Source organism: Streptomyces sp. NPDC060031, from assembly GCF_042736805.1.
Classification (GTDB): Bacteria; Actinomycetota; Actinomycetes; order Streptomycetales; family Streptomycetaceae; genus Streptomyces.
On record NZ_JBHWVM010000009.1, the window covers coordinates 129,142 to 135,523 of the forward strand.

At 70.6% G+C, this 6,382-nt stretch carries 7 protein-coding genes; 3 read left to right on the plus strand and 4 right to left on the minus strand.

All coding sequences use genetic code 11. The features are described from left to right. Positions 1 to 24: 24 nt before the first annotated feature. Positions 25 to 1,665 carry a protein kinase gene (locus tag ACFWB8_RS06220; protein ID WP_385223182.1) on the minus strand — a complete coding sequence of 547 codons (1,641 nt, stop codon included), beginning with the start codon at positions 1,663 to 1,665 and terminating at the stop codon, positions 25 to 27. Between the two features lie 152 nt (positions 1,666 to 1,817). On the opposite strand from ACFWB8_RS06220, the gene ACFWB8_RS06225 reads away from it, so the two are divergent. Beyond that, positions 1,818 to 2,336, plus strand: a complete 519-nt coding sequence (locus ACFWB8_RS06225; protein ID WP_385223184.1) for a DUF4240 domain-containing protein — start codon at positions 1,818 to 1,820, stop codon at positions 2,334 to 2,336. A 33-nt stretch (positions 2,337 to 2,369) separates the two neighbouring features. On the opposite strand, the gene ACFWB8_RS06230 is transcribed toward ACFWB8_RS06225, so the two are convergent. After that, a complete protein-coding gene (locus ACFWB8_RS06230) occupies positions 2,370 to 3,140 on the minus strand; it encodes an SDR family NAD(P)-dependent oxidoreductase (RefSeq protein ID WP_385223186.1) in 771 nt (256 codons plus the stop codon). A gap of 86 nt (positions 3,141 to 3,226) precedes the next feature. On the opposite strand from ACFWB8_RS06230, the gene ACFWB8_RS06235 reads away from it, so the two are divergent. Further along, positions 3,227 to 3,880 (plus strand): TetR family transcriptional regulator, encoded by a 654-nt coding sequence (locus tag ACFWB8_RS06235; RefSeq protein WP_385223188.1) that lies wholly within the window; start codon positions 3,227 to 3,229, stop codon positions 3,878 to 3,880. Here ACFWB8_RS06235 and ACFWB8_RS06240 read toward each other — a convergent pair whose 3' ends face one another. Together ACFWB8_RS06240 and glnA are read right to left on the minus strand one after the other, a co-directional pair. Continuing rightward, positions 3,881 to 4,198: a MazG-like family protein gene (locus ACFWB8_RS06240; protein ID WP_385223190.1), complete on the minus strand. Its 318-nt coding sequence runs from the start codon at positions 4,196 to 4,198 to the stop codon at positions 3,881 to 3,883. Positions 4,199 to 4,269: 71 nt separating this feature from the next. Next, on the minus strand, positions 4,270 to 5,679 hold the full coding sequence (gene glnA / locus ACFWB8_RS06245; RefSeq protein ID WP_385223192.1) for a type I glutamate--ammonia ligase: 1,410 nt from the start codon (positions 5,677 to 5,679) through the stop codon (positions 4,270 to 4,272). 184 nt (positions 5,680 to 5,863) lie between these two features. Between glnA and ACFWB8_RS06250 the strand changes: the two genes are divergently transcribed. Then, on the plus strand, positions 5,864 to 6,331 hold the full coding sequence (locus ACFWB8_RS06250; protein WP_385223194.1) for an RDD family protein: 468 nt from the start codon (positions 5,864 to 5,866) through the stop codon (positions 6,329 to 6,331). Positions 6,332 to 6,382: the final 51 nt, after the last annotated feature.

Here is a 6,382-nt window from a genome sequence, read left to right on the forward strand (position 1 = left end):
GGGGGCGGGCCGCCTCACGGCGTTTCACCGGGTGACCTGCTGGCTTTCCTGCTGCTCCAAGGGCCGTTGCACGGACCCCCTCCGGGAGGTCAGGAGATTCCGCAGGTTCTCCAGGCGGGCGACCACCACCTCCCGCTCCGCGTCGATCTCGGCCTGCTCCCGTGCGGCATCGCCCTGCATCCGATCCGCCTCCTGCTGTGCCTCGGCCACCAGCTCGCCCGCACGGTGCTGCGCGGTCTCCACGGTCTGGCGGGCCCGCCACTCGGCCTCCGTACGGAGCTTCTCGGCCTCCAGACGCAGCTGCTCGGCACGGTGCTCGATCTCCGCGAGACGCCTCTCGGCCTTGGCCTGACGCGCAGCCAGGTCACGCGCGGACTGCTCTCGGCGCTTGGCCAGGCCGGTCTCGAAGTCCGCGGCGGCCTGCGCGGCCTTGGCGCGGGTCTCCTCGAACAGCGCGTCGGCCGCCACTCGCCTGGCCTCGGCCTCGTTCAGGGCGAGTCGGCCCGCTTCCTTGGCTTCCCCGAGCCGCGCCCGCAGGGTCTCGGCCGCTTCGGCCTCCTCGCGCGCCCTGGCGAGCTTGCGTTCCGCCTCGTGGGCCGCGGCGGCCGCCCGCTCCTCCCTGATGCGGGCCCGGTCGAGGATCTCCTCGGCCTCTGCGCGCCAGGCCGCCGCGTCCTGCTCCGCCCGCGCCCGTACCCGGGCCGCCTGGGTCTGGGCCTCCTCCGTCACGAAGCGGGCGAGGGCCTGTGCGTCGGCCAGCGCCTGCACGACCTTCGTCTTGTCCTCGCGCGTCACGACGGTCGCCCGTCTGTGCTCGTCGAGCGCGGCCCGCATCTCCGCGATGGCGGCGGCCGCTTCGGCCGGCCGGTCCTGCGGGCTCTTGGCGAGCAGCCTCATCACGAGGTCGGTGACCCGTACGGGAATCCCTGCCACGGCTTCGGACAGCGGGACGGGGGCCTCGTAGATCTGCTTGTAGAGCATCCCGTGCGTGCTGGACGCCGTGAACGGCGGGTGCCCCGCGAGACCCTCGTACAGGAGACAGCCCAGGCTGTAGAGGTCGGCGCGGTGGTCGATCGCGCGGTCGCCGCGGCACTGCTCGGGGGACATGTACAGCGGGGTACCGAGTCCGGCGCCGGTGGCTGTGAGTTCCGCGACGCGCAGCGTCTCGCTGAGGAACTTGGCGAGGCCGAAGTCCAGGACCTTGATGACGCCGCTTTCGGTGAGGATGACGTTCTGCGGCTTGATGTCCCGGTGCACGATGCCACGCTCGTGGGCGGCCGTGAGGGCCGCCGCGATCTGGCAGGCCCAGTCGACGACGTCGTACCAGGGCGCGGGCGCCGGCGCGCGGTCGAGGAAGGCTTGCGCCAGGGTGCGGCCGTCGAGGCGTTCCATGACCAGGTAGAGCATCCGGCGGCCGGACAGCAGGGCCTCGCCGCAGTCGTGGACCGTCACCGTGTGGCGGTGCGGAAGGTTCGCGGCCGAGCGCACCTCGTGCGTGAACCGCTTCTCGACTTCCGCCTCGTCCATGCCGCGAACGGCCTGGACGAGTTTGGCGGCGACCGGCCGCTGCATCTTCACGTCGAGGGCGCTCCAGACCTCGCCCATGCCGCCCCCGCCCAGGCGCTCCTCCAGCCTGTACCGGCCTTCCAGTAATTCGCCCCGCATGCGCACCCCTCCCACCCCTGTGCTCCTGATGCGAGTATGCGGCCGGGGGGCGGCTTCCGGACCACGGGGTACGGCCGAGAAGGTGGGACAACCGGCCTTTGGCCGTATGCGCGGTGGCGGCGTGGGGGTGGACCCGTGATGCTGGAGCGGTGATGGACGAGACGGAGTTCTGGGAGATCGTCGACCGTACCCGCGAGGCCGCCGAGGGCGACCCCGAGGAGCACGCCGAGCTGCTCGTGGAGCGGCTCGCGCAGCTCGATCCGGACTCCGTCCTGGACTTCGCCCGGCACTTCGAGTCCCGGTACAACCGGGCCTACACCTGGGACCTGTGGGGCGCCGCGTGGGTCCTGCTCGACGGGGCGAGCGACGACGCGTTCGACTACTTCCGGTGCTGGCTGATCGGCCAGGGCCGGGAGGTCTTCGAGGGCGGGGTGCACGACCCGGACCAGCTGGCGGAGCTGCTGGCCGAGTTCGACGAGGAGATCGACGGGGACGGCGAGGAGCTGGGGTACGCGGCCGACGAGGCGTACGAGCAGTTGACCGGGGCGGTGGCGCCGGATCTGGGGGTCCCGCTGCAAGCGGCGGAGCCGGAGGGCGCCCCGCTGGACTTCGAGGACGAAGCCGTGCTCGCGGAGCGCTTCCCCCGGCTCTGGGACCGTTTCAGAGGCTGATGCCTGCTGATGCCGAATGACGCCTGCTGACGCCTAGTAGTGCGTACCGCCGTCGATGCGGATCTCCGTACCGGTGATGAAGGCGCCGTCCTCGGAGCCCAGCATGGCGACGACGCCGGCGACGGTCTGCGGGCCTGCGAAGCCCTGGCCGAGGGCCGGGGCGAGCTTGGCGAACAGGCTCCAGTCGGTGTCCTCGGGCAGGCCGGGGCCGGTGCCGGTGGTCATGCCGCTCTCGATGGAGCCGGGCGCGACGGAGACGAAGCGCAGGCCCTGCTTGCTGTACTCGGCGGCCAGCGCGTGGGTCATGGACTGGATGCCGCCCTTGCTGGCCGCGTAGGCGGACATGTAGGGGTGGGCGAAGGACGCCGAGGTGGAGCTGAAGTTGACGACGACCGGCTGCGCGCCCTCCAGCAGCGCCGGGAGCGCGGCGCGGATCACCAGGAAGGTGCCGGTCAGGTTGACGCCGATGACCTTGTTCCAGAGGTCGAGGGTGGTCTCGTGGGTGTGCGCGGAGCGCAGGATGCCCGCGGCGTTGACGAGTACGTCGAGCCCGCCGAGGCTCTCGACGGCGGCGGCCACGCCTTCCTTGACCGCGCTCTCGTCGGATATGTCGAGTACGGCGGTGGTCAGCCGGGCTCCGTGCCCGTCGGCGGCGGCCTGCTCGGCGGTGGCCTTGAGGCCGGCCTCGCTGACGTCCACGGTGTGGACGCGGCCGCCCTCCGACAGAATGCGGTGGACGGTGGCCTGGCCGATGCCGGAGCCGCCGCCGGTGATGAGGACTCGTCGTGCTTCGTAACGGTTCATGGGGCGACCCTACCGGCGCGGTGACACGTTTTGCCAGTATGACAATGCATGCAGTTGTCGGCGGTCCCGGGGAGTACTCTTCCTTCGTGAGATCCCCACGTCCGTACGCTCCCCAGGCCGGCCCCGCAGCCCAGTCGCTGACCGAGCGCCGCAAGGCCGCCACCCAGCTCGACATCGCCCGCGCGGCCTGCGAACTGTTCGCCGAGCACGGCCCGGACGCCACCACCGCCGAGGACATCGCCCACCGGGCGGGCGTGGCACTGCGGACGTTCTACCGCTACTTCCGCAACAAGCAGGAGGCGGTGGCCCCGCTGCTCGCGGGCGGCGGTGACGCCTGGCGCGCCCTGCTCGCCGAGGAGGACCCCGGCACCCCGCTGACCGAGGCCCTGGAACGCGCCGTCACCCGCTCACTGAGCGACTCCCGGGCCGTCGAGGAGGGCCTGGAGGTCACCCGCGGCCTGCTCCGCGCCGCGGCGACCGACGAGGCCCTGCGCGCGGTCTGGTACAAGGTGAACCAGGACTCCGAGGAGCGCCTGGTCCCGGTGGTGGCCCGGCTGGCCGGCCCCGACGCCGACGTGCTCGGCGTCCGCCTCCTCGCCGCGGCGGCCACGGACGCCATCCGCATCGCCCTGGAACTCTGGTCGGGCACCGACGCCCCGGTCAGCGGCCCCGGCTCCCCGGCGGAACTCGCGGTCCGCTGCCTGCGCGACCTCACCGGCGCCATGCCCCTGCTGCGCTGATCAGAGGAAGTTCCGCGACTTCTCCTCCAGGTGCGAGGCGAAGAAGGCGGGGGCGTCGGGCCGCATCCGGGCGAGCGCGACCATCGCCGTCACGATGACGTCGGCGACCTCCGCCTCGACGTCGCCCCAGGTGTGCGAGTTCCCCTTGCGCGGATTGCTCCCCTTGGCCCCGATGACGGCCTGCGCGGCCTCGCCGAACTCCTCCCCGATCTTCAGGATCTGCAGCGTCACGCTCTCCTCCCGCGCGACCCCGCGCTCCCGGTCGTGCGCGTCGAACCGCGCGACGAGCGCGGCGATGGTCTTCCATGGGTCTTCCATGGGCCGAACCTAGCCGGAAACGACGAAGCCCCGCCGGTCTCCGAGGAGACGGGCGGGGCTTCGCGCGCTGTTTAGAGGTCGAAGTAGAGCTCGAACTCGTGCGGGTGCGGGCGCTGCGCGATCGGGGCGATCTCGTGCGTGCGCTTGTAGTCGATCCAGGTCTCGATCAGGTCGGGGGTGAAGACACCGCCGGCCAGGAGGTACTCGTGGTCCGCCTCCAGGGCCTTGAGGACGTCCTCGAGGCTGGTCGGGACCTGCGGGACGCTCGCGTGCTCGTCGGGCGAGAGCTCGTAGAGGTCCTTGTCGATCGGCTCCATCGGCTCGATCTTGTTCTTGACGCCGTCGAGGCCGGCCAGGAGGAGCGCCGCGAACGCCAGGTACGGGTTCGAGGACGGGTCCGGGGCGCGGAACTCGACGCGCTTGGCCTTCGGGTTGGAGCCCGTGATCGGGATGCGCATGGCCGCGGAGCGGTTGCGCTGCGAGTACACCATGTTGACCGGCGCCTCGAAGCCCGGGACCAGGCGGTGGTAGGAGTTCACCGTCGGGTTGGTGAACGCCAGCAGCGACGGGGCGTGCTTGAGGATGCCGCCGATGTAGTAGCGCGCGGTGTCCGACAGGCCCGCGTAGCCGGCCTCGTCGTAGAACAGCGGGTCGCCGTTGGCCCACAGCGACTGGTGGACGTGCATGCCCGAGCCGTTGTCACCGAAGATCGGCTTCGGCATGAAGGTCGCGGTCTTGCCGTTGCGCCAGGCGACGTTCTTCACGATGTACTTGAAGAGCATCAGGTCGTCGGCCGCGGCGAGCAGCGTGTTGAACTTGTAGTTGATCTCGGCCTGGCCACCGGTGCCGACCTCGTGGTGCTGACGCTCGACCTGGAGGCCCTGGGCGTCCAGTTCGAGGGAGATCTCGGCGCGCAGGTCGGCGAAGTGGTCGACCGGGGCGACCGGGAAGTAACCGCCCTTGTAGCGGACCTTGTAGCCGCGGTTGTTCTCCTCGGAACCGGTGTTCCAGGCGCCGGCCTCGGAGTCGATGTGGTAGAAGCTCTCGTTCGCGGTGGTCGCGAAGCGCACGCTGTCGAACACGTAGAACTCGGCCTCGGGCCCGAAGTACGCGGTGTCGGCGATGCCGGTGGAGGCGAGGTACGCCTCGGCCTTCTTCGCGATGTTGCGCGGGTCGCGGCTGTAGGCCTCACCCGTGATCGGGTCGTGGATGAAGAAGTTGATGTTGAGCGTCTTGTCCTTGCGGAACGGGTCCAGGCGCGCGGTGCTGATGTCGGCGCGCAGCGCCATGTCGGACTCGTGGATCGCCTGGAAGCCGCGGATCGAGGAGCCGTCGAAGGCCAGCTCCTCGTTCGGGTCGAACGCGCGCCCCGGAATGGTGAAGTGCTGCATCACACCAGGCAGGTCACAGAAGCGGACGTCGACGAACTTGACGTCGTTCTCCTCGATGTACCGCTTCACTTCGTCGGCGTTCTGGAACATCCAACTCCTCCTACTCCCGGCCCCGGGGCAGGGCGGGCTTTATAGCTCGTGGTGCGTCAGTGCGGTGCCGCACGCTGACCCGACCATAAGCAGACGGGATTTCTCAGGCATGACCCATTTGTTTCGCACAAGTTAACCAGGGTCCCGCCGGAATGCCGGGGAGCAGCACCGGTACCGTGGTCGGGTGGACAAGAGGCAAGCAATCGGATCCTGGCTCTCCGGCCCCCGCGCGGCCGCCGAGGACATGGGCGTCGACTTCGGCTACCCCGGCCAGCAGCTCGGCCTGCCGCAGCAGGGGCCCGGCTCGGTGGCACGGTTCGGACGCCGGTTCGGCGCCGTGGCCATCGACTGGATCGGCTGTCAGCTGATCGCATACGGGCTGATCACGGGCCGCGACGCGAGCGCGACGGGCAACTGGACGCTGGCGCTCTTCGTGATCCTGAGCATCCTTACCGTCGGCACCGTGGGCTTCACCCCCGGGAAGCGGATCCTGGGACTCCGGGTCATCTCGCAGGACGGCGGGCGCCTCGGCCCCGGCCGCGTGGTGCTGCGCACCGTGCTGCTGGCCCTGGTCATCCCGGCGATCGTCTGGGACCGCGACGGCCGCGGCCTCCACGACCGCCTCAGCCGCGCCGTCCAGGTCCGCATCTGAAAGCAGCACATACAGACGTACAGGGGGCGCCTCGGAGCGATAGCTCCGAGG